This window comes from Mycobacterium sp. Aquia_216, from assembly GCF_026723865.1.
Classification (GTDB): domain Bacteria; phylum Actinomycetota; class Actinomycetes; order Mycobacteriales; family Mycobacteriaceae; genus Mycobacterium.
Genome location: NZ_CP113529.1, coordinates 2,782,926 through 2,804,709 on the forward strand (window position 1 = coordinate 2,782,926; position 21,784 = coordinate 2,804,709).

19 protein-coding genes and 1 pseudogene are annotated in these 21,784 nt (G+C 65.7%); 15 read left to right on the forward strand and 5 right to left on the reverse strand.

Translation table 11 applies throughout. From position 1 onward, the window contains the following. Positions 1-2: 2 nt before the first annotated feature. The 3 genes and pseudogenes from OK015_RS13085 to OK015_RS13095 all read left to right on the forward strand — a co-directional run bounded on the left by OK015_RS13085 (position 3) and on the right by OK015_RS13095 (position 2,065). Positions 3-1,256: a cysteine desulfurase gene (locus OK015_RS13085; protein WP_268132007.1), complete on the forward strand. Its 1,254-nt coding sequence runs from the start codon at positions 3-5 to the stop codon at positions 1,254-1,256. Positions 1,257-1,274: 18 nt separating this feature from the next. Next, positions 1,275-1,758: pseudogene (gene sufU / locus OK015_RS13090) on the forward strand (Fe-S cluster assembly sulfur transfer protein SufU). Beyond that, a complete protein-coding gene (locus OK015_RS13095) occupies positions 1,718-2,065 on the forward strand; it encodes a metal-sulfur cluster assembly factor (protein ID WP_268132009.1) in 348 nt (115 codons plus the stop codon). Before sufU ends, OK015_RS13095 begins: the two are co-directional and overlap by 41 nt. A gap of 17 nt (positions 2,066-2,082) precedes the next feature. Here the strand turns inward: OK015_RS13095 and OK015_RS13100 are convergent, their stop codons facing one another. After that, a complete protein-coding gene (locus OK015_RS13100; RefSeq protein ID WP_268132011.1) occupies positions 2,083-2,865 on the reverse strand; it encodes a DUF5666 domain-containing protein in 783 nt (260 codons plus the stop codon). A gap of 204 nt (positions 2,866-3,069) precedes the next feature. On the opposite strand from OK015_RS13100, the gene OK015_RS13105 reads away from it, so the two are divergent. Next, positions 3,070-4,323, forward strand: a complete 1,254-nt coding sequence (locus OK015_RS13105) for a mechanosensitive ion channel family protein (protein WP_268132014.1) — start codon at positions 3,070-3,072, stop codon at positions 4,321-4,323. A 99-nt stretch (positions 4,324-4,422) separates the two neighbouring features. Further along, positions 4,423-5,394, forward strand: coding sequence for a YihY/virulence factor BrkB family protein (locus tag OK015_RS13110; RefSeq protein ID WP_268132016.1), 972 nt, complete (start codon positions 4,423-4,425; stop codon positions 5,392-5,394). Positions 5,395-5,405: 11 nt separating this feature from the next. Here the strand turns inward: OK015_RS13110 and OK015_RS13115 are convergent, their stop codons facing one another. Continuing rightward, positions 5,406-7,235, reverse strand: coding sequence for an acyl-CoA dehydrogenase (locus OK015_RS13115; RefSeq protein ID WP_268132018.1), 1,830 nt, complete (start codon positions 7,233-7,235; stop codon positions 5,406-5,408). 278 nt (positions 7,236-7,513) lie between these two features. On the opposite strand from OK015_RS13115, the gene trxA reads away from it, so the two are divergent. The 4 genes from trxA (at position 7,514) to OK015_RS13135 (ending at position 10,669) form a co-directional block, all read left to right on the forward strand. Continuing rightward, the gene (gene trxA, locus OK015_RS13120; RefSeq protein ID WP_268132020.1) at positions 7,514-7,864 is read left to right on the forward strand and encodes a thioredoxin; all 351 of its coding nucleotides are present in this window, start codon (positions 7,514-7,516) and stop codon (positions 7,862-7,864) included. Between the two features lie 13 nt (positions 7,865-7,877). Continuing rightward, positions 7,878-8,723, forward strand: a complete 846-nt coding sequence (locus tag OK015_RS13125; RefSeq protein ID WP_268132698.1) for an enoyl-CoA hydratase — start codon at positions 7,878-7,880, stop codon at positions 8,721-8,723. A gap of 21 nt (positions 8,724-8,744) precedes the next feature. Continuing rightward, positions 8,745-10,373 carry an ABC-F family ATP-binding cassette domain-containing protein gene (locus OK015_RS13130; protein ID WP_268132022.1) on the forward strand — a complete coding sequence of 543 codons (1,629 nt, stop codon included), beginning with the start codon at positions 8,745-8,747 and terminating at the stop codon, positions 10,371-10,373. 104 nt (positions 10,374-10,477) lie between these two features. Beyond that, positions 10,478-10,669, forward strand: a complete 192-nt coding sequence (locus OK015_RS13135) for a helix-turn-helix domain-containing protein (RefSeq protein ID WP_268132025.1) — start codon at positions 10,478-10,480, stop codon at positions 10,667-10,669. A 35-nt stretch (positions 10,670-10,704) separates the two neighbouring features. Here the strand turns inward: OK015_RS13135 and OK015_RS13140 are convergent, their stop codons facing one another. Continuing rightward, positions 10,705-11,280, reverse strand: coding sequence for a TetR/AcrR family transcriptional regulator (locus tag OK015_RS13140; RefSeq protein WP_268132027.1), 576 nt, complete (start codon positions 11,278-11,280; stop codon positions 10,705-10,707). Positions 11,281-11,367: 87 nt separating this feature from the next. After that, positions 11,368-14,202: an aconitate hydratase gene (locus tag OK015_RS13145; protein ID WP_268132029.1), complete on the reverse strand. Its 2,835-nt coding sequence runs from the start codon at positions 14,200-14,202 to the stop codon at positions 11,368-11,370. Positions 14,203-14,413: 211 nt separating this feature from the next. Between OK015_RS13145 and OK015_RS13150 the strand changes: the two genes are divergently transcribed. The 6 genes from OK015_RS13150 to OK015_RS13175 all read left to right on the forward strand — a co-directional run bounded on the left by OK015_RS13150 (position 14,414) and on the right by OK015_RS13175 (position 20,753). After that, complete coding sequence (locus OK015_RS13150) at positions 14,414-14,989, forward strand: Rv1476 family membrane protein (protein WP_268132032.1); 576 nt, start codon at positions 14,414-14,416, stop codon at positions 14,987-14,989. Between the two features lie 242 nt (positions 14,990-15,231). After that, complete coding sequence (ripA, locus tag OK015_RS13155) at positions 15,232-16,671, forward strand: NlpC/P60 family peptidoglycan endopeptidase RipA (RefSeq protein ID WP_268132034.1); 1,440 nt, start codon at positions 15,232-15,234, stop codon at positions 16,669-16,671. Positions 16,672-16,680: 9 nt separating this feature from the next. Next, positions 16,681-17,415, forward strand: coding sequence for an NlpC/P60 family peptidoglycan endopeptidase RipB (gene ripB / locus OK015_RS13160; RefSeq protein WP_268132036.1), 735 nt, complete (start codon positions 16,681-16,683; stop codon positions 17,413-17,415). A gap of 191 nt (positions 17,416-17,606) precedes the next feature. Then, positions 17,607-18,740 (forward strand): chaperone MoxR1, encoded by a 1,134-nt coding sequence (gene moxR1 / locus OK015_RS13165; RefSeq protein WP_268132037.1) that lies wholly within the window; start codon positions 17,607-17,609, stop codon positions 18,738-18,740. Then, positions 18,737-19,699 (forward strand): DUF58 domain-containing protein, encoded by a 963-nt coding sequence (locus OK015_RS13170; RefSeq protein WP_268132038.1) that lies wholly within the window; start codon positions 18,737-18,739, stop codon positions 19,697-19,699. The genes moxR1 and OK015_RS13170 overlap by 4 nt, the downstream gene beginning before the upstream one ends. Positions 19,700-19,745: 46 nt before the next feature. Beyond that, positions 19,746-20,753, forward strand: coding sequence for a VWA domain-containing protein (locus tag OK015_RS13175; protein WP_268132040.1), 1,008 nt, complete (start codon positions 19,746-19,748; stop codon positions 20,751-20,753). 141 nt (positions 20,754-20,894) lie between these two features. Here OK015_RS13175 and OK015_RS13180 read toward each other — a convergent pair whose 3' ends face one another. Beyond that, entirely contained in the window at positions 20,895-21,758 is an 864-nt protein-coding gene (locus OK015_RS13180) for a hypothetical protein (RefSeq protein ID WP_268132041.1), read from the reverse strand. Positions 21,759-21,784 lie beyond the last annotated feature (26 nt).

Sequence of the window (21,784 nt, forward strand, 5' to 3'; positions counted from 1 at the left end):
CGATGTCGGCCTCCGTGACTCCACTGGACCTCGCGGCGATCCGTGCTGACTTTCCGATCCTGAAGCGCATCATGCGCAGCGGAAATCAGTTGGCGTATCTGGATTCCGGCGCGACATCACAACGCCCGTTGCAGGTGCTCGACGCCGAACGGGAGTTTCTGTTGACGTCCAACGGTGCCGTGCACCGCGGTGCGCACCAGTTGATGGAAGAAGCCACCGACGCCTACGAGCAGGGCAGGGCCGACATCGCGGCCTTCGTCGGTGCCGACACCGACGAGCTGGTCTTCACCAAGAATGCGACCGAATCGCTGAACCTGGTGTCTTATGTGCTGGGCGACAAGCGATTCGGCGGTGCCGTCGGTGCGGGCGACGTCATCGTGACGACCGAGCTCGAACACCACGCCAACCTGGTCCCGTGGCAGGAACTGGCCCGGCGCACCGGGGCGACGCTGCGCTGGTACGGCCTGACCGACGACGGACGTATCGACCTGGACTCGTTGCAACTCGACGAGCGCGTCAAAGTTGTTGCTTTCAGCCATCACTCGAATGTCACTGGTGCGGTGGCGCCGGTGAGCGAGCTGGTCGCCCGCGCCAAGGCCGTGGGCGCGCTGACCGTGCTGGACGCCTGCCAGTCGGTACCACACCAGCCCGTCGACTTCCACGCCCTCGACGTCGACTTCGGTGCGTTCTCCGGACACAAGATGCTGGGCCCCAACGGAATCGGCGTGCTCTACGGCCGTCGTGAGTTGCTGGAGGCGCTGCCTCCGTTCATCACCGGCGGTTCGATGATCGAGACGGTCACGATGGAGGCCACGACGTATGCGGCGCCCCCGCAGCGCTTCGAGGCCGGTACTCCGATGACCTCTCAGGTCGTCGGCCTGGCCGCGGCCGCACGCTATCTCGGCGCCATCGGGATGGACGCCGTCGAGGCCCACGAACACGAGCTGGTGGCCGCGGCCCTCGACGGCTTGTCCGGTATCGGCGCCGTGCGCATCATCGGACCGACGTCGACGGAAAACCGCGGCTCGCCAGTCGCATTCGTCGTCGACGGGGTACACGCCCACGACGTGGGCCAGGTGCTCGACGACGAGGGTGTCGCGATGCGGGTCGGGCACCACTGCGCGTTACCGTTGCACCGCCGCTTCGGTGTGGCCGCCACGGCGCGGGCATCGTTCGCGGTGTACAACACCGCCGACGAGGTCGACCGGCTGGTGGCCGGCGTGCGCCGCTCCGTGGACTTCTTCGGCGGAGCGTGAGCCGTGCGCATCGAGCAGATGTATCAAGACGTGATCCTCGATCACTACAAGCACCCGCAGCACCGCGGTCTGCGCGAGCCGTTCGGCGCTCAGGTGTACCACGTGAACCCGATCTGCGGCGACGAGGTCACGCTGCGAGTGGCGTTGTCCGACGACGGTCAGACCGTCGTCGACGTTTCCTATGACGGACAAGGCTGTTCGATCAGCCAGGCGGCCACCTCGGTGCTCACCGAGCAGGTGATCGGCCAGAGCGTGGGGGAGGCGCTGAAGACCATTACCGCGTTCACCGAAATGGTGTCGTCGCGGGGAACGGTCGAGGGCGACGAGGATGTCCTGGGCGACGGCGTGGCCTTCGCCGGAGTAGCCCAGTACCCGGCCCGGGTGAAATGTGCTCTGCTGGGATGGATGGCTTTCAAAGACGCACTGGCTCAAGCCAGCCACGCTTGCGAGGAGGACCAACGATGAGCGAAATCACCGCACCGGACGAGGAATTTCTCGCTGACCTCGAAGAGGCGATGCGCGACGTTGTCGACCCCGAGCTCGGCATCAACGTGGTCGATCTGGGGTTGGTCTATGGCCTCAATGTCGAACAGGGTGATGAAGGAAAGGTCGCAACCATCGACATGACGTTGACGTCGGCGGCCTGCCCGCTCACCGATGTGATCGAAGACCAGTCGCGCAGCGCGCTGGTCGGCAGTGGTCTGGTCAACGACCTGCGGATCAACTGGGTGTGGAACCCGCCGTGGGGCCCGGACAAGATCACCGAGGACGGACGGGAACAACTACGCGCCCTCGGCTTCACCGTCTGACCGACTGCGGGCCGCGGTCATCCGCCGTGGCCCGCCGGCTTACTGCCCCCGCACTTGCCGTCGTGGGCCGGTCGCAGATCGATGTTTGTCGCCTGTAGCGTGCCGCTGCCGTCTTTAGTCCCTTGTGCCGTCAGGCATTTGCCTTGCGCGATCGCGCGGACGTCGGCACCGGCTTGCTTGCTGTATCGCGTCTTGTCGGTGACCGTCACCGGCGTCTGCGAGGCGGAGCCGCCGGCGTCGGTGCTCGTGACGGTGATCGTGTTACCAGCGACCGACGCGACGGCGCCCCGCACGGGCGCTCGCTTGGCGGGCGTCGTCGTCGGTGTGCCGGACGGCGCGGGAGTGGTCGAGTCACCAGGGGCGGCTTCCTTACCCTGCGGGCATTTGCCGTCGACGGCGGGACTCACGCGCACGGAGGCCGCGGTGAGCGGCTGGCCGGGCCGCGACTCCTGGTGAGCGGGCCGCACCGTGACGCAACTGCCGGCGGTGACGTCAGACAGCGCGGCCGGGGTGATCTCGGTGACCTTGGTCGACGGCGTGAAAGCCACCGCGGCATTGCCCTTTTCCTGCGTGACCTGGGCGGTGTTTCCCGACACCGATGCGATCAGTCCGCGCACCCGGGCCTGCCCGGTGGTCGGTGGCGTCGTCGTCGCCGCCGGCGACGACGCAGAACTCGTGGTGCCCGGCGAGGAACCGGGGCTTGCCGTGTTCGACGAACCACACGCCGCGACGGATACCGCGGTGACTCCGGTGACCGCAAGCAACGCGAATCGGGTAAGCGTTTGAGAGCTGGCAAACATCAACGTTTCTCCAATCGTGGGATGGTCCCAGCGACCGGGTCTACCGGATCGAGCTGTGCCTGACCTGTGCGAAATCGCTGACAGCGCACTGTGACTTCAATCTCATTGCCAAATACCTTCTCGTATCGGTTTTTTGGCGACGAGTTGTGGGAAGGCGTACGGAGATCGATTCTTTGCCCCCGATTTCTAGGAGCAAGCTTCTTGATGCCCACAGCGATCCCGTTCGAAGCCGTGACTCACCATGCCCTCAACCTCGCGTGGGTAGTCGGTGCCGTGGCTGTCGCCTACGCGCTCGGTCTGGCGTTGTCGTGGCTGTTGCAGCGAATTAAGGGCCGCAGCGCGATCATCGACGACATCGACGTGTTGACCCGGCGGCCGGTGCGCGCGACCCTGATGGTCATCGCCGCCACCACCGCGGTGCACCACACCTCGGCTTCGACAGCGCCGTGGCGCGGCTACGTCGACCATGGGCTGCTCATCGCGCTCACTGCTACCCATACTTGGTTGATCGCCAGCCTGATTTTCGTCGCCGAACGGCGCGCGATCGCTCGTTTCGCCGGCGGCGACATGGACATCGCGGAGGCCGACCGGCATCGGCGCAAGATCCGGACCCAGATCACCTTGTTGCGCCGGTTGGTCGTCGCCCTCGTGGTGGTGCTCGGCCTGGCCGCGGTGCTGATGACCTTCCCGTCGTTCAGCAATATCGGCAAGACGCTGTTCGCTTCGGCCGGTGTGCTGTCGGTGGTGGCGGGTCTGGCCGCCCAGACCTCGCTGGGGGCGATGTTCGCCGGCATCCAGATCGCGTTCTCCGACGCCATCCGCGTCGGCGACGTGGTGGTGCTGGAGGGCGAGTGGGGCCGCATCGAGGAGATCACGCTCACCTACGTCGTCGTGCACCTGTGGGACGAGCGCCGCCTGGTCCTGCCGACCACGTACTTCACCAAGACGCCGTATCAGAACTGGACGCGCAACGCCACGGCGCTGCTGGGCACCGTCGAACTCGACGTCGATTTCAGCGTCCCGCTGGACGTGATGCGCGCTGAGTTGGACCGGCTGCTGCGGTCCAACGAATTGTGGGACGGCCGGGTCGGCGTGCTGCAGGTCACCGATGCGGTGAACGGCTATGTGCGGCTGCGGATGCTGGTCAGCGCCTCGAACGCCGCCGCGTTGTTCGACCTGCGGTGTGATGTGCGCGAGGGCATCGTCAGATGGCTGCAGGGCAGCGAGCCGGGCGCGCTGCCGCGGCGCCGGATCGAGCCCGCGCCCATGCCCGGCGGCAGTTCCGTCGCAGGCGCCACGCACGAGGCAACTCCCCCCGCGGTGTCACGGGCGGATTCCGCTCTCTTCAGCGGCAGTCCGGGTGCCGAACAGCGCGGCCGCGTCTTCGAGGGGCCGGACGCCGAGGACGACCGTGTCGATCGGCAAGAGTTCGCGGCAGCACGTTCACGCGGCGATTAGCCCCGCTGCCGGCGCGGTTGGCGGTCGCCGAATCCGGGTATGCCCGGCTGATCCCGTTCGATTGAGGTGCGGGGTTCCCGGGGGGATGAGTGATCGGCGATGGTCGGCTGGTTGGACGGACTGCAGCGACGGAACCGGGGCGTGAGCGTGGCCGTTTCCGTCATCTACAAATACTTCGATGACCAGGGCGGCTACCTGGCCGCACTGATCACCTATTACGCCTTCGTGTCGCTGTTCCCGATGCTGTTGCTGTTGACTACCGGGCTGGGGGTGGTGCTCGCCGGCCACCCCGATCTGCAAGAGCAGGTGCTACACAGCACGTTGAGCCAATTTCCGGTGATCGGCAGCCAGCTGCATCAGCCCGAGGGGCTCCGCGGGGGCACGCTCGCCGTCGTCGTCGGAATCCTGGCCGCTCTCTATGGTGGACTGGGTGTCGGTCAGGCCGTGCAGAACGCGATGGACTCGGTCTGGGCAGTCCCGAAAAATAAGCGTCCCAATCTAATTCGGTCGCGGGTGCGCAGCTTGCTGTTGTTGTTGGTCCTCGGCTCGGTGGTCATCGCGGCGACCGTCCTGTCCGGGATCGGGCAGACGACCCAGACACTAGGCGTATTCGGAAGGATCGGCGTGGCGCTGGCCACCGTGGCGGTCAACGCGCTGATCTGTCTGGTGGCTTTCCGCGTGACCACCGCACGGGAACTCACTTACCGGCAGGTGCTGCCGGGAGCCGTTGCGGCAGCATTCATTTGGCAGATATTGCAGTGGTTCGGGGCCGGTTATATCCAGCACACGGTCAAGACGGCCAGTGCCACCAACAGCATTTTCGCGTTGGTGTTGGGCTTGCTTGCGTTCCTGTATCTCGTGTCGACGTCGCTGGTGCTCTGTGCCGAGATGAACGTGGTTCTGGTGGACCAGCTGTATCCGCGTGCATTGCTGAGCGCATTCAGCGACGACGCCGAACTCACACCCGCCGATCGCCGGATCTACACCCAGAAGGCGAAAGCCGAACGTGTCAAACGGCTCGAGCGGGTGATTGTCAGGTTCAACGACGTCAACAGAACCGTGACGCCTTAGCACCCGATAAGTCAGAACGCGTCTTCGGAGATGCGCATCACGTCATCGTCGATGGCCTCGATGACGCGGCGCAGCGCGGTCAGTTTCGGCAGCATGTTCTTGGCGAAGAACGCCGAGGTCGCGATCTTCCCCCGGTAGAACGCCGCGTCGCTGTCGGACGGATTGTTGCCCAGCGCCGCATGCGCGACTCCGGCGTGGACCAGCAATCGCCAGCCGATCAGCAGGTCGCCGACCGCGAGCAGGTAGCGCACCGACCCAAGTCCCACCTTGTAAATCTCCGTGGGGTGCTGGGTGGCGGACATCAGGTAGCCGGTCAACGCACCCGTCATCGCCGTGACCTCGTCGAGGGCGGTTTGCAGCGCTTGCGCCTGCGATTTCAGCGCCTCGTCGCAGTTGTCGATCGTCTGACTGATCTGCGCGGTCACAAACTGCAGGGCCTGGCCGTGGTCGCGGACGATCTTGCGGAAAAAGAAGTCCAGCGCCTGAATCGCGGTGGTGCCCTCGTAGAGGGAGTCGATCTTGGAATCGCGGATGTACTGCTCCAGCGGATAGTCCTGCAGGAAGCCCGAGCCGCCCAGTGTCTGCAACGACTCGGTCAGAATCTCGTACGCCCGTTCGGAGCTCACCCCTTTGACGATGGGCAAAAGGAGATCATCGATGCGGTGCGCCTGGTCGTGGTCTGCACCCGAAACCTGTTGTGCCAGAGCATCATCCTGATGCGCGGCGGCATACATATAGAGCGCCCGCAACCCCTCGGCGTAGGCCTTCTGGGTCATCAGGCTACGTCGCACATCGGGATGGTGCAGGATCGTGACCCGCGGCGCGGTCTTGTCCGTCATCTGGGTCATGTCCGCGCCCTGCACCCGCTCCTTGGCATAGGCCAGTGCGTTGAGATAGCCGGTGGAAAGCGTGCCGGCGGCCTTGACGCCGATCGTCATGCGCGCGTGCTCGATCACGGTGAACATCTGCGCGATCCCGTTGTGCACGCCGCCGACCAGGTAGCCCACGGCGGGCACGTCGGTGGCGCCGAACGTCACCTCGCAGGTCGGGGAGGACTTGATACCCATCTTGTGCTCCAGCCCGGTGACGAAAACGCCGTTGCGCGGACCGAGTTCGAACGTGTCGGGGTCGAAAAGGTAATTGGGCACGTAGAACAGGCTCAGCCCCTTGGTGCCCGGACCGGCGCCCTCCGGGCGGGCCAGCACCAGATGAAAGACGTTGTCGGCGGTGTCGCCGACGTCACCTCCGGAGATGAACCGCTTGACGCCCTCGATATGCCAGGTGCCGTCCGGCTGCGCGATGGCCTTGCTGCGACCGGCGCCGACGTCGGAGCCCGCATCGGGTTCGGTGAGCACCATTGTGGCGGCCCAGCCGCGCTCGACTCCCTCTGCCGCCCACCGCTTCTGTTCCTCATCACCCTCGGCGTAAAGCGCTTGCGCCATAAAAGGTCCCAGGCAGAAGAAGCTCGCGGACGGATTGGCGCAGAAGAGCATTTCGTTGACCGCCCACGCCAGCGGCGGCGGCGCCGGCATGCCACCGATGTCTTCGGCCAGGCCGAGCCGCCACCACTCGGCGTCCTTGATGGCTTGCACCGTCTTGGCCAATTCGGGCGCCACGCTGATCGTGTGCGCGTCGGGGTCGAAGACCGGCGGATTACGGTCTGCGAACGCGAAGGTTTCGGCGACCGGGCCTTCTGCCAGGCGGGCGGCTTCGGACAATATGGTCCGGACCGTGTCAGCGTCGAGCTCGCTGTACTGTCCGGTGCCGAGAACAGCGCCCACCTCAAGAACTTCGAAGATATTGAACTCGAGATCACGGACATTGGCGATGTAGTGGCCCAAGACTTCTCCCTCGACCGGTCCGTCCGGCGACGGATCATCAGCCCTAAGTCTGTCCGAGCAGGGAAACCTTCCGCAACCGTAACCTCGGGGCACCGGTCGTTGTCGACCGCAAACGAAAACCCCACTGTTCATTGGGAAGATCGGCGCGCGTCACTCCGCCGCCGCCGCGTCCCGACCGTCGGCTGGCCAATCACTGCTGGCGAGAGCAGGATGGGCTTGCGCCAATGGTCGACATTTGCGGCGGGAACATCGGAGAAGTACGCGGCGTTAGGCAGAATGTGACGACACAGGATCTCACTGCGGAGCAGTTCAACGCGACCATCGAAAACAACGACATCGTGCTGGTTGACTTCTGGGCTTCCTGGTGTGGGCCATGTCGCCAGTTCGGGCCGACTTTCCAGGCGTCGTCGGAAAAACACCCTGACATCGTGCATGCCAAGGTCGATACCGAGGCCCAACAAGAGCTGGCCGCCGCGGCCCAGATTCGGTCCATCCCGACGCTGATGGCCTTCAAGAAGGGCAAGTTGCTGTTCAACCAGCCCGGGGCATTGCCGCCGGCGGCGTTGGAGGATCTGGTGCAGCAAGTCAGGGACTTCGACGTCGACGCGGTTCAAGCAGAGCAAGCCTGACCAGCGCCGCCGAATAGGTCGCTGGCCTCGGTCGCGATACCGTTCACGGGTGAGTTTGGTACTCGTTGAACACCCGCGGCCCGGTGTTGCCTTGATCACCCTCAATCGGCCCGAGCGCATGAATTCCATGGCGTTCGACGTCATGGTGCCGTTGAAAGAGGCCCTGGAACAGGTCACCTACGACAACTCCGTGCGAGTCGTCGTACTGACCGGGGCGGGTCGGGGGTTCTCCTCCGGTGCTGATCACAAATCTGCGGGCACCGTGCCGAACGTGGATGGGCTCACGCGCCCTACGTACGCACTGCGTTCGATGGAGATTCTCGACGACGTCATCCTGATGCTGCGGCGCCTGCATCAGCCGGTCATCGCCGCGGTCAACGGCGCGGCGATCGGCGGTGGGTTGTGCCTGGCGCTTGCCGCCGACATCCGGGTGGCCTCCACCAACGCCTATTTCCGGGCTGCCGGCATCAACAACGGGTTGACCGCCAGCGAACTGGGTCTGTCCTACCTGCTGCCGAGGGCCATCGGAGCGTCGCGGGCCTTCGAGATCATGCTGACCGGCCGCGACGTCACCGCCGAGGAGGCCGAGCGCATCGGGCTGGTGTCATGTCAGGTCCCCGAGGGTCAATTGCTGGACACCTGCTATGCGATCGCCGCGCGGATAGCCGCGTTCTCCCGGCCCGGAGTCGAGTTGACCAAACGCACACTCTGGACTGGACTGGACGCCGGTAGTCTGGAAGGGCACATGCAAGCCGAAGGCTTGGGACAGCTTTTCGTCCGACTGCTCACCGCCAACTTCGAAGAAGCGGTTGCTGCGCGCGCGGAACGGCGGCCCGCGGTGTTCACCGACGACAAATAGCTTGTAAAGAGGAGAGCGATCGTGATCACGGCTACGGGCCTTGAGGTCCGCGCTGGTGCGCGCATCTTGCTCTCACCCGACGGCCCCGATCTCCGGATTCAGCCCGGCGACCGCATCGGGCTGGTCGGCCGTAATGGCGCGGGCAAGACCACAACCCTGCGCATCCTGGCGGGGGAGAGCGAACCGTATGCCGGGGCGGTGACCCGGATCGGCGAAATCGGTTATCTGCCACAGGATCCCAAAGAGGGCGATCTCGACGTGCTGGCCCGCGACCGGGTGCTGTCGGCCCGCGGATTGGACGTCCTGCTCACCGATTTGGAGAAGCAGCAGGCGTTGATGGCCGAGGTCGCCGACGATGAGGCACGCGACCGCGCCATCCGTCGTTACGGCCAACTGGAGGAGCGATTCGTCGCGTTGGGCGGCTACGGCGCCGAAAGCGAAGCCGGCCGGATCTGCGCGAGTCTCGGCTTGCCGGAACGGGTCATGACGCAGCAACTGTGCACCCTGTCCGGCGGACAGCGTCGCCGGGTGGAGCTGTCGCGAATCCTGTTCGCCGCCTCCGATACCGGTGCGGGTTCGTCGACCACGCTGCTGCTCGACGAACCGACCAACCACCTTGACGCGGACTCGCTTGGCTGGCTGCGCGACTTCTTGCGGTCGCACAACGGTGGCCTGGTGGTCATCAGCCACAACGTCGAGTTGCTCGCCGACGTCGTCAACCGGGTGTGGTTTCTCGACGCCGTGCGCGGCGAGGTCGACGTCTACAACATGACGTGGCAGAAGTATCTCGACGCCCGGGCCACCGACGAACAGCGCCGCCGCCGGGAACGCGCGAATGCCGAACGCAAGGCCACCGCGCTGCGCTCACAGGCCGCCAAGCTGGGCGCGAAGGCCACCAAAGCTGTTGCAGCCCAAAACATGTTGCGGCGCGCCGATCGGATGATGGCCGCGCTCGACGAGGAACGGGTCGCAGACAGGGTGGCCCGGATCAAGTTTCCGACCCCGGCCGCGTGCGGCCGCACCCCGCTGGTGGCCAAGGGGCTGAGCAAGTCCTACGGCTCGCTCGAAGTGTTCACCGGGGTCGACCTGGCGATAGACCGGGGTTCCCGAGTGGTGGTGCTGGGGCTCAATGGCGCGGGCAAGACGACGCTGCTACGGCTGCTGGCCGGTGCCGAGACGCCCGACACCGGCGGGCTGGAGCCCGGACACGGTTTGCGCACGGGCTATTTCGCGCAGGAGCACGACACCATCGACAATGACGCCACGGTGTGGGAGAACATCCGCCACGCCGCACCCGAGTCTGGCGAGCAAGACCTCCGCGGCCTGCTGGGAGCGTTCATGTTCAGCGGCGCGCAGCTCGACCAGCCGGCCGGCACCCTGTCCGGCGGCGAGAAGACGCGGCTCGCCCTGGCCGGTTTGGTGGCATCCACGGCGAACGTGTTGCTGCTCGACGAGCCGACCAACAACCTCGATCCCGCGTCACGCGAACAGGTGCTCGACGCGCTGCGCAGCTATCAGGGCGCGGTGGTTCTGGTCACTCACGACCCGGGCGCGGCGGAGGCCCTGGACCCGCAACGCGTCGTCCTGCTGCCCGACGGAACCGAGGATTATTGGTCCGAGGAATACCGGGATCTGATCGAGCTCGCCTGAGTCTTGTCAAGTCACGGCACGCGAATTCGGCGAAATTGACCCGCGTTTGGGGGCGGGTTCTTACTCTTGGTGCTTGGGTTTGAGTTTCAAGCGTGGAGGGGTCAGTGCCAAAGTCGAAAGAGATGCGCGCCGAGCTGTTGGACGAGCTGCGCAATGCCTACGAAGGCGGAGCGAGTATTCGCACGCTCGTTGCCAATACCGGCAGGTCGTACGGGTCGATTCACAGCATGCTGCGTGAGTCGGGTACCACGATGCGCAGCCGGGGCGGCCCCAACCATACGTCTCGCCACCGCTAGAAGCGCACTCGGGCCGCGACTCACCCCCCGGGCCGCTACGTCCCAGAGTCGTTGCGGCGCACCGAGTTCTCCACCAGGTCGAGGACGGCGGCCAGCCGCTGCGGATCTTCCCCCGAAGCCAGCCGGGCCACCAATCCGTCCAGGACCAGTTCCAGATAGCACTGCAACACGTCACCGGGCACGTCGTCGCGCACCCGTTGCGCCTCCTTCTGGCGCTGCAGCCGACCGTGTGTCGCCGCTGCCAGTTCCGCGGAACGCTCCGACCATCCGCGGCTGAACGCGGGGTCGTTGCGTAGCTTGCGCGCGATCTCCAATCGGGTGGCCAACCAGTCGAACTGGTCGGGCGCGGCGAGCATGTCGCGCATCACCTGGATGAGACCCTCGCGCGAGGCAACGTCGGCCATCCGCTCGGCGTCCTCGTGCGCGAGCGCGAAAAACAGCGCGTCCTTGTCCCGGAAGTGGTGGAAGATCGCACCACGCGACATCCCGATCGACTGCTCGAGTCGCCGAACGGTGGCTCTGTCATAGCCGTGTTGGGCGAAGCAACGACGAGCGCCGTCAAGGATCTGGCGGCGCCGAGCCGCCAGATGGTCCTCGCTGACTTTGGGCACGGGAGCCGACTCAGGTCTTCGGGTGTCGGCCCGCTGCACCCGGCTCCGCCGCGCTTGCGATCGCCACGGCCGCGCTTGCGATCGTCACTAGCCGGACTTGAGCATGTTGCGCAGCACGTACTGCAGAATGCCGCCGTTGCGGTAGTAATCGGCTTCACCGGGGGTGTCGATGCGCACCACCGCGTCGAACTCTGTGACCTTTCCGGCGGCGTCACCACCGGAGTCCTTGGTGGCCTTGACGTGCACCGTCTTCGGCGTCTTGCCGTCGTTGAGCGCCTCGATTCCGGTGATGTCGAACGTCTCGGTGCCGTCCAGTCCCAGCGAGTCCGCGGACTCCCCTTCGGGGAATTGCAGCGGGATCACACCCATCCCGATCAGGTTGGAGCGGTGGATGCGCTCGAACGACTCGGTGATCACCGCCCGCACGCCCAGCAGCGCCGTGCCCTTGGCCGCCCAGTCCCGCGACGAACCGGAGCCGTACTCCTTGCCGCCCAGCACCACCAGCGGAATGTTTTCTGCCGCATAGTTTTGCGCCGCGTCGTAGATGAACGCCTGTGGCCCGCCATCTTGGGTGAAGTCGCGGGTGTAGCCACCGGACACGTCGTCGAGCAGCTGGTTACGCAAGCGGATGTTGGCGAACGTGCCGCGAATCATGACCTCGTGATTGCCGCGGCGCGATCCGAACGAGTTGTAGTCCGCGCGCTCGACACCGTGCTCGTCGAGGTACTGGGCGGCCGGTGTGCCCGGCTTGATGCTGCTCGCGGGGGAGATGTGGTCGGTGGTCACCGAATCGCCGAGCAGTGCCAGCACCCGCGCTCCACTGATGTCCTTGACCGGCTCCGGTTCGGCGGACATCCCCTCGAAGTACGGTGGCTTCCGCACATACGTCGAGCCCTCGGCCCATTCAAAGGTGTTGCCGCTCGGGGTCGGTAGATTCCGCCAGCGCTCATCGCCTTTGAAGACGTCGCCGTAGTTCTTGACGAACATCTCCTGGCTGATCGCCGCGGCGATGGTGTCGGAAACGTCCTGCTGCGACGGCCAGATGTCTTTGAGGAAAACGTCGTTGCCTTCTTTGTCCTTGCCGAGTGCCTGGGATTCAAAGTCGAAATCCATGCTGCCGGCCAACGCGTAGGCGACGACCAGCGGTGGCGACGCCAGGTAGTTCATCTTGACGTCGGGGTTGATCCGGCCCTCGAAGTTCCGGTTGCCGGACAGCACGGCCGCCACCGAAAGATCGTTGTCGTTGATCGCCTTTGAGATTTCCTCGGGCAGCGGGCCCGAGTTGCCGATGCATGTGGTGCAGCCGTAGCCGACCAGATAGAAACCGAGCTTCTCCAGATACGGCCAGAGGCCGGCCTTGTCGTAGTAATCGTTGACCACCTGCGAGCCCGGCGCCATCGTGGTCTTCACCCACGGCTTGGATGCCAGTCCTTTCTCGACGGCGTTGCGGGCCAGCAACGCGGCGCCCAGCATCACCTCGGGGTTGGAGGTGTTGGTGCACGACGTGATCGCGGCGATCACCACCGCGCCGTGGTCGAGCACGAAGTCGCCGTACGCCTCCGTCTTCACCGACACCGGGTTGCTCACCCGGCCCTTCGAGTACGCGGCGGCCGACTGCACCGGAGCGCGGTCGTCGGCGTGGCCGTTGGCCACCTGCCCCGGGTCGCTGGCCGGGAACGTCTCGTCGAGCTCCTCGTCAAGCTTCGAGTACTCGTTCTTGTCGGGGTCGTCGCCGACGTAGCTGGGAATGGTCTTGCGGAACGTGGACTTGGCCTCGGACAACACGATTCGGTCCTGCGGCCGCTTCGGGCCCGCGATGGAGGGCACCACGTCGGACAGGTCCAGTTCCAGATATTCCGAAAATGCGGGCTCGTGCTCGGGCTCGTGCCACAGGCCCTGTTCCTTGGCGTAGGCCTCGACCAGCGCCAGCTGCTCGGGCTTGCGGCCGGTGAACTCCAGGTACTTGATGGTCTCTTCGTCGATCGGGAAAATCGCTGCGGTGGAACCGAATTCGGGGCTCATGTTGCCCAGGGTGGCGCGGTTGGCCAACGGCACCTCGGCTACGCCCTTGCCGTAGAACTCGACGAACTTGCCGACTACGCCGTGCTTGCGCAGCATCTCGGTGACCGTCAGCACAACGTCGGTGGCCGTGACGCCGGCCTGAATCTCGCCGGTCAGCTTGAAACCGACGACCCGGGGGATGAGCATCGATACCGGCTGGCCGAGCATCGCGGCCTCGGCCTCGATACCACCGACGCCCCAGCCCAGCACGCCGAGCCCGTTGACCATCGTCGTATGTGAGTCGGTGCCCACACAGGTGTCGGGGTAGGCCACGCCGTTGCGCTCCATCACCACGCTGGCCAGGTATTCGATGTTGACCTGATGCACGATGCCGGTGCCCGGAGGCACCACCTTGAAGTCGTCGAACGCGCCTTGGCCCCAGCGCAGGAACTGGTAGCGCTCGCCGTTGCGCTGGTATTCGATCTCGACGTTGCGCTCGAACGCGTCGGCGGTGCCGAACAGGTCGGCGATCACCGAGTGGTCGATCACCAGGTCGGCCGGCGCCAGCGGGTTGACCTTCTCCGCGTCGCCGCCCAGGTCGCCGATCGCCTCGCGCATGGTGGCCAGGTCGACGATGCACGGAACGCCGGTGAAGTCCTGCATCACGACCCGGGCGGGCGTGTACTGAATCTCAATGCTGGGTTCCGCCTTCGGATCCCAGTTCGCGATCGCCTCGATGTGGTCCTTGGTGATGTTGGCGCCGTCTTCGTTGCGCAGCAGGTTCTCGGCAAGAACCTTGAGGCTGTACGGAAGCTTCTCGGTATTGGGAACGGCGTCGAGACGATAGATCTGGTAACTCTGCTCGCCGACCGTCAGGGTGTCGCGGGCTCCGAACGAGTTCACAGATTCTTGGCTAGTCACATCAACTCCCTGGGATTAAGTTCTTCCGCCGACGGGGCTGTGTCGGTGGTTCGTCCAAACGATCGTGCCAACTTTAACAGTACGCTTGTCCTGTATAAAGCAGCACTCCAATTTCAGTGTTGTCGGGTCGGGGCCGGGTTGAAACCCCTTTTGCCGACTGTTCGCGTACGGTGCCTGTAGCGCTGGGCTGTTTCGAGGGCAGGAGGGCACCATGACCGGGCACGACGCTTTTGTCCAGACCCCTTCCTTCTTGCCCCCGTTCCTGCCCGCCTACATCCCGCAGGACGTCGACATGGCGGCGGTCAAGGCGCAGGTTGCCGCGTCCGGGGTCAGCGCGCCACCGGACGCGGTGCCGGGCCTACTCGACGTGGTCAACCAGGCCCACGGGGCGGGCATCAATCTCAAAATCGTGTTGCTCGACCACAATCCGCCGAACGACACTCCATTGCGCGATATCTCCACCGTGGTGGGTGCGGACTATCACGACGCCACCGTCCTGACGCTCAGCCCGAATTACGTCGGCACCTACAGCACGCAGTTTCCGCGCGTCACGCTCGAGGCCGGCGAAGACATCGCCAAAACCGGCAACCCGGTGGTCTCGGCGCAGCACTTTCTGCACGAGTTGGAAACCCCCGAGTTTCCCTGGACCGGGCTGACGATTTTCTTGCTTGTCGGCGTGTTCGCCGCGGCCGTCGGCACCCGGTTCGCGCAGCTGCGCAGCAGGCGGCCAGCAACCCCAGCGGAGACCAAAGAAACCCAATCGGACGAGCCCACTCAGGGCTTCTAACCACGCACGTCCGGCGCTGGGTGTCCCGGGAGGGACAATCCTCGAGACGGTCCACGGCAAATCGCGTAGGTCACCGTTCGGTCACAGTAAACGCACGTAGAGGGTTGCGATTTGTGACGAGCATTTCTTCGGCGAGCGGTGTGACGTACGGTGCAAATGATGCTCGTGTTGTCTTCGGCGCTTATAGAGAAAATTGGGGTTGGCGCCGCCATCCGCGTTAAGCCCAAGGGGAGCTAAGTCGAATGAGACGCACACGCCGGGGCTCTGCTGCGCGGCCGGTCGCCAGGTTAATCCGTCCGTTGATTCCGACGGTCCTGAGCGTGGCGATGCTCGTCACCACACCGGGTCTGGCGCAGGGTGATCCGAACGCCGACACTCTCGGCGCGCTGATCGCCAACGTCGCCAAGGCCAACCAGCGCCTGGAAGACCTGAGCGCAGAAATCCAGTCGGAGCAAGAGGCCGTCAACAAGGCCCTCGTCGATGTCGAGACCGCACGGGACAACGTGACCGCGGCCGAGCACGACGTGGAGGTCAGCCAGCAATCGGTCAAGGATGCCAACGCGGCAATCGCTGCGGCCCAACGTCGTTTCGACACTTTCGCGGCAGCCACCTATATGAACGGTCCGTCGGGCAGCTACCTGACCGCGAGCAGTCCCGAGGACATCATCGCCACCGAGAGCGCCTCGAGGACCCTGGCGACGAGTTCCCAGACGGTGATGGCCAACCTGCAGCGGGCCCGGACCGAACAGGTCAACAAGGAATCCGCCGCGCGGCTGGCCAAGCAGAAAGCTGAAAAGGCCGCTGCCGACGCGAAATCCAGCCAGGATGCCGCGGTCGCCGCGCTGACCGAGTCGAAGCACAAGTTCGACGATCAGCGTGAGCAGATCACTCGCCTGGCTGCCGAGCGTGACGAGGCCCAGGCGAAACTTCAGCAGGCCCAACTCGCGTCCGCGTATTGGTCCACCGGTGCGGACGGGCCCGGTGCGCCCACGTCGGGCGACCGGTGGGATCCGGGAGCACCGGCCGGGACACCCCCGTCCGGGGGCAGGCATTGGGACGGTTGGGATCCCACGCTGCCCGCGGTGCCCAGCGCCAACGTGCCGGGCGACCCGGTCGCGGTGATCAACCAGGTGCTGGGGATCTCGGCCACCTCGACGCAGGTCACCGCGCAAATGGGGAAGGGCTTCCTGCAGTCGATCGGCATCCTCAAGCCCGACGACACCGGGATCACCAACGCCACACCGGGTGGAGTCGGGGGACGCATTCCACGGGTCTACGGTCGGCAGGCCTCCGAATACGTAATCCGTCGCGGCATGTCGCAGATCGGCGTGCCCTACTCCTGGGGCGGTGGCAACGCGGCCGGCCCCAGTAAAGGAATCGACTCCGGCGCCGGGATCACCGGCTTCGACTGTTCGGGGCTGGTCTTGTACTCGTTCGCCGGGGTGGGCATCAAGCTGCCGCACTACTCGGGTTCGCAGTACGGCCTGGGCCGCAAGATCCCGTCCGCTCAGATGCGCCGCGGCGACGTCATCTTCTACGGGCCCGGTGGTAGCCAGCACGTGACGATCTATCTCGGCCAAGGCCAGATGCTCGAGGCCCCCGACATCGGTTTGAAGGTGCGCGTTGCGCCCGTGCGCACCAGCGGCATGACGCCCTATGTGATCCGCTACATCGACTACTAACGAGGAGCTATGCGGCAGAAGCGTTTTCGCTTGATCAACCTGGCCTGGGTCACCGCCATGGTGACCGGGCTGATGTTGTCTGTCGCCGCACCGGCTCCGCTGGCCAGGGCCGACCCCGGCGCCTGGGATCCGACGCTGCCCGCGACCATCAGTGCCGGCGCTCCCGGCGACCCGCTGGCCATGGCCAACGCCTCGCTGCAGGCCACCGCCCAGGCCACCCAGACCACGATGGACCTGGGCAAGCAATTTCTGAGCGGGCTCGGGATCAACCTCGGCGGCGATGCGCCCGCCGCCGCTGCCACGCCCAGTAATCCGGGCGCCAAGATTCCGCGGGCGAACGGCCGGCAGGCCATCGAGTACGTGATCCGCCGGATGGGCTCCCAGATGGGCGTGCCGTATTCGTGGGGCGGCGGTTCGCTGCAGGGTCCGAGCAAGGGCATCGACGACGGCGCCAACATCACCGGCTTCGACTGCTCGGGCCTCATGCGGTACGGGTTCGCCGGTGTCGGCGTGCTGATCCCGCGATTCTCCGGTGACCAGTACAACGCCGGCCGCCACATTCCTCCCGGCGAGGCCAGGCGCGGCGACCTGATCTTTTACGGTCCGAACGGCGGCCAGCACGTGACCATGTATCTGGGCAACGGCCAGATGCTGGAGGCCTCCGGAAGCGCGGGCAAAGTGACCGTGAGCCCCGTGCGCAAGCCCGGCATGACGCCGTTCCTGACTAGGATCATCGAGTACTGATCCCGGTGTGTCGTCGGGGTCGCCTCCAGGACCTGGCGGGTTTGGATTTGTTCGTCAGCCAAGCGCGGCGTCGACGGAATCCCAGGGGCCTGGAATAGTTGGACGAGGGCACGTCGCTGCCCCACGGCATTCGTCGTGATGGCAGTAGTGTCCGATTGAGCTGTGTCGGTTAAGCCGAGAAGAGGATGTACATGACAGCAGCAGGTGGGCCGCCCCCGGGCGCCAGTGGTTACTCGGCCCCGGGCGGGCAGGCTGGTCCCGGAGCCCATGCGGCGCCATCCGGGGGTGCCGACGGATTGGCTGCCGAGGTACACACCCTGGAACGGGCCATCTTCGAGGTCAAGCGGATCATCGTCGGCCAGGACCAGCTCGTGGAGCGGATGTTGGTCGGCCTGCTGTCCAAGGGGCACGTGCTGCTCGAGGGTGTCCCCGGCGTCGCCAAGACGCTGGCCGTCGAAACGTTCGCGAAGGTGGTCGGCGGTACGTTCGCGCGTATCCAGTTCACGCCCGACCTGGTGCCCACCGACATCATCGGTACCCGCATCTACCGGCAGGGCAAGGAAGAGTTCGACACCGAGCTCGGCCCGGTCGTGGTCAACTTCCTGCTCGCCGACGAGATCAACCGTGCGCCCGCCAAGGTGCAGTCGGCGTTGCTCGAAGTCATGGCGGAACGTCAGGTGTCGATCGGTGGCAAGCGATTCCCGCTGCCCAACCCGTTCCTGGTGATGGCGACGCAGAACCCGATCGAGCACGAGGGTGTGTATCAGCTGCCCGAGGCGCAGCGCGACCGCTTCCTGTTCAAGATCAACGTCGGTTACCCCTCGCCCGAGGAAGAGCGCGAAATCATCTACCGGATGGGCGTCAAACCACCGCAGCCCAAGCAGATCCTGGACACCGGTGACCTGCTGCGGCTGCAGGACCTCGCCGCCAACAACTTCGTGCACCACGCGCTGGTCGACTATGTGGTGCGCGTCGTCACCGCCACCCGTCATCCCGAACAGCTCGGCATGAACGACGTGAAGACCTGGATCTCGTTCGGCGCCTCCCCGCGTGCGTCGTTGGGCATCATCGCCGCCTCGCGTTCGCTGGCCCTGGTCCGCGGTCGCGACTACGTGATCCCGCAGGACGTCGTCGAGGTCATCCCCGACGTGCTGCGCCACCGGTTGGTGCTGACCTACGACGCGCTGGCCGACGAGATCTCGCCCGAGATCGTCATCAACAGGGTCCTGCAGACCGTTTCCCTTCCCCAAGTGAATGCCGTTCCGCAGCAAGGGCATTCGGTACCGCCGGTGATGCAGGCTGCGGGCGCGGCTAGCAATCGGTGACCGATCCGAAATCCGCCGCGAAGCCCGCGGCTCTACATCCGCCGTCGTTTCAGCGCGGGCAGATCGATGACCCGAAATTGTCGGCGGCGCTGCGCACGCTCGAGCTCACCGTCCGGCGCAAGCTCGACGGCGTCCTGCACGGCGACCATCTCGGCTTGATCCCCGGGCCGGGTTCGGAGCCGGGGGAGTCGCGCGAGTATCAGCCCGGCGACGACGTCCGGCGGATGGACTGGGCGGTCACCGCGCGCACGACTCATCCGCATGTTCGGCAGATGATCGCCGACCGCGAGCTGGAGACCTGGATGGTCGTCGACATGTCGGCCAGCCTCGACTTCGGCACCACGGTCTGCGAAAAGCGCGACCTGGCGGTGGCCGCAGCGGCCGCGATCACCTTCCTCAACAGCGGTGGCGGCAATCGGCTCGGCGCGCTGGTTACCAACGGGGCGACGACGGTTCGGATTCCGGCGCGGTCCGGGCGCCAACACGAGCAGACGCTGCTGCGCACGATCGCGACCATGCCCAAGGCGCCGGTCGGGGTGCGCGGCGACCTGGCGCTTGCGATCGACGCCCTGCGCCGGCCGGAGCGCCGCCGGGGGATGGCCGTGATCATCAGTGACTTCCTCGGGCCGATCAACTGGATGCGCCCGCTGCGCGCGATCGCGGCCCGCCACGAGTTGCTGGCCATCGAGGTGCTCGATCCGCGCGACGTCGAACTGCCCGACGTGGGCGACGTCGTGCTGCAGGACGCCGAAACCGGCGTGACGCGCGAGTTCACCGTCGATGCGCAACTGCGAGACGACTTCGCCAAGGCGGCCGCGGCGCATCGCGCCGATGTGGCCCGAACGATTCGCGGTTGTGGCGCACCGGTTTTGACGCTGCGCACCGACCGCGACTGGATCGCCGACATCGTCCGATTCGTGGAGTCCCGCCGGCGCGGGGCTATGGCGGGGCGCCAGTGACTCGCGCTTTTCGCAAGGCGGTCATGCACGGCAAGACGGGTCTGTTATGACAATGCCTTTGCTCGGCGCGATGTCGCTTTCCGGGTTCGCTCACGCGTGGTTCTTTCTGTTCCTCCTCGTCGTTGTCGGCTTGGCCGTGCTGTACGTGCTGATGCAGTTGGCCCGCCAGCGGCGCATGCTGCGGTTCGCCAACATGGAGCTGCTGGAAAGCGTGGCCCCCAAGCGGCCCGCCAAATGGCGGCATCTGCCGGCGATCCTGCTGGTGGCTTCGCTGGTGCTGCTCACCGTCGCGATGGCGGGTCCGACCAACGACGTCCGGATTCCCCGCAACCGCGCGGTGGTGATGTTGGTGATCGACGTCTCGCAGTCGATGCGTGCCACCGACGTCGAACCCAACCGGATGGCCGCCGCGCAGGAAGCGGCAAAGCAGTTCGCCGAGGAGCTCACTCCGGGCATCAACCTGGGGCTGATCGCCTATGCGGGAACCGCGACGGTGCTGGTGTCGCCGACCACCAATCGTGACGCGACCAAAATCGCCCTGGACAAGCTGCAGTTCGCCGACCGCACCGCGACCGGGGAGGGGATCTTCACCGCGCTGCAGGCCATCGCCACGGTCGGCGCCGTCATCGGCGGCGGCGACAAGCCACCCCCGGCGCGCATCGTGTTGTTCTCCGACGGCAAGGAGACGATGCCGACCAATCCGGACAATCCCAAGGGCGCCTATACCGCCGCGCGCACCGCCAAAGACCAGGGCGTGCCGATCTCGACCATCTCGTTCGGCACCCCGTACGGCTTCGTCGAGATCAACGACCAGCGCCAGCCGGTGCCGGTCGACGACGAGACGATGAGGAAGGTCGCGCAGCTCTCGGGCGGGAGTTTCTACAACGCGGCGACCCTGCAGGAGCTCAAGGCGGTCTACGCGTCGCTGCAGCAGCAGATCGGCTACGAGACGATCAAGGGCGACGCCAGCGTGGGCTGGCTGCGGCTCGGTGCGCTGGTTTTGGCGCTGGCAGCGCTGGCGGCGCTGCTGATCAACCGGCGCTTGCCGACCTGACCGCCCTTTTCCCGCGAACCGGAACGCCGTTCGCCTTCGCCTTCGCCTTCGCCTTCGCCTTCGCCTTCGCCGCGAGCGTGCACGCCGTTCGTCGCGAGCGTAACGGCACGGCCATTTCGGGCCGGATTTTTCGCGCCGGCGTTACGCTCGCGAACCCGGGAAGCCTGCGGCCCGGCGCGCTCGCGCTTCCCGCACTCGGTGGACGATGTCCGCGGGGTGGTCCTCGGTGACGACCCGGACCACGATCCACCCCATACGCTCCAACGTTTCCAGGCGTCGGATGTCCTTGACGTATTGCGTACGGCTGGACAGATGATGATCGCCGTCATACTCGACGGCCACCTTGATGTCTTCCCAACCCATATCCAAATACGCTTCGGCCCAACCCCATTCGTTGCGGACTGCGATCTGAGTCTGCGGACGCGGTAACCCGGCGCGGATCAATAGCAGGCGCAGCCAGGTTTCCTTGGGCGATTGCGCACCGCCGTCGACGAGTTCGAGCGCGGCTCGAGCGCCTTTCATGCCACGGCGGCCCCGGTAACGGTCGATCAGCAAATCAACGTCGGCCGGCTTCAACTCAGTTGCCCGCGCGAGTGCATCGACCGCCGCCACTGCGACGCCTTTGGGATAGTGACGTGCCAGGTCGAGGGCCGTCCGCGCAGGCGTAGTAACGCGCATACCGTCGACGATGACGATTTCGTCGGCCTCGATGTGCTCTTCCCACACCTGCACGCCGGCTGCCGGGCGGCGATTTGTGTCGATGATCGCGGACGGTAACGCCGGATCGATCCACTTTGCGCCATGCAAAGCGGATGCAGAGAAGCCGGCCAGGATGCCGCGCCGACGGGATCGAAGCCAACATGCTTTTGCCCGCAACATCGGGCTCAACTCCGTGCCTCTTGCGATGTACACGTCCCGATGCACCGCGACATACCGACTGCGCAGGTGGTACCGGGTCAATTCGCCCGCGGCCAGGGCAGCACTGCCTAGAAATGGCTCCGCCATGGCCGAAGTGTGCCGACAACCACCGA

Coding starts and splice junctions, on each gene's coding strand:
- OK015_RS13110 (WP_268132016.1), top strand. CDS start 4,423: ATGGTCGGCTGGTTGGACGGACTGCAGCGACGGAACCGGGGCGTGAGC.
- OK015_RS13180 (WP_268132041.1), bottom strand. CDS start 21,758: ATGGCGGAGCCATTTCTAGGCAGTGCTGCCCTGGCCGCGGGCGAATTG.
- OK015_RS13100 (WP_268132011.1), bottom strand. CDS start 2,865: ATGTTTGCCAGCTCTCAAACGCTTACCCGATTCGCGTTGCTTGCGGTC.
- OK015_RS13085 (WP_268132007.1), top strand. CDS start 3: ATGTCGGCCTCCGTGACTCCACTGGACCTCGCGGCGATCCGTGCTGAC.
- OK015_RS13095 (WP_268132009.1), top strand. CDS start 1,718: ATGAGCGAAATCACCGCACCGGACGAGGAATTTCTCGCTGACCTCGAA.
- OK015_RS13175 (WP_268132040.1), top strand. CDS start 19,746: ATGACAATGCCTTTGCTCGGCGCGATGTCGCTTTCCGGGTTCGCTCAC.
- OK015_RS13105 (WP_268132014.1), top strand. CDS start 3,070: ATGCCCACAGCGATCCCGTTCGAAGCCGTGACTCACCATGCCCTCAAC.
- ripB (WP_268132036.1), top strand. CDS start 16,681: ATGCGGCAGAAGCGTTTTCGCTTGATCAACCTGGCCTGGGTCACCGCC.
- moxR1 (WP_268132037.1), top strand. CDS start 17,607: ATGACAGCAGCAGGTGGGCCGCCCCCGGGCGCCAGTGGTTACTCGGCC.
- ripA (WP_268132034.1), top strand. CDS start 15,232: ATGAGACGCACACGCCGGGGCTCTGCTGCGCGGCCGGTCGCCAGGTTA.
- OK015_RS13150 (WP_268132032.1), top strand. CDS start 14,414: ATGACCGGGCACGACGCTTTTGTCCAGACCCCTTCCTTCTTGCCCCCG.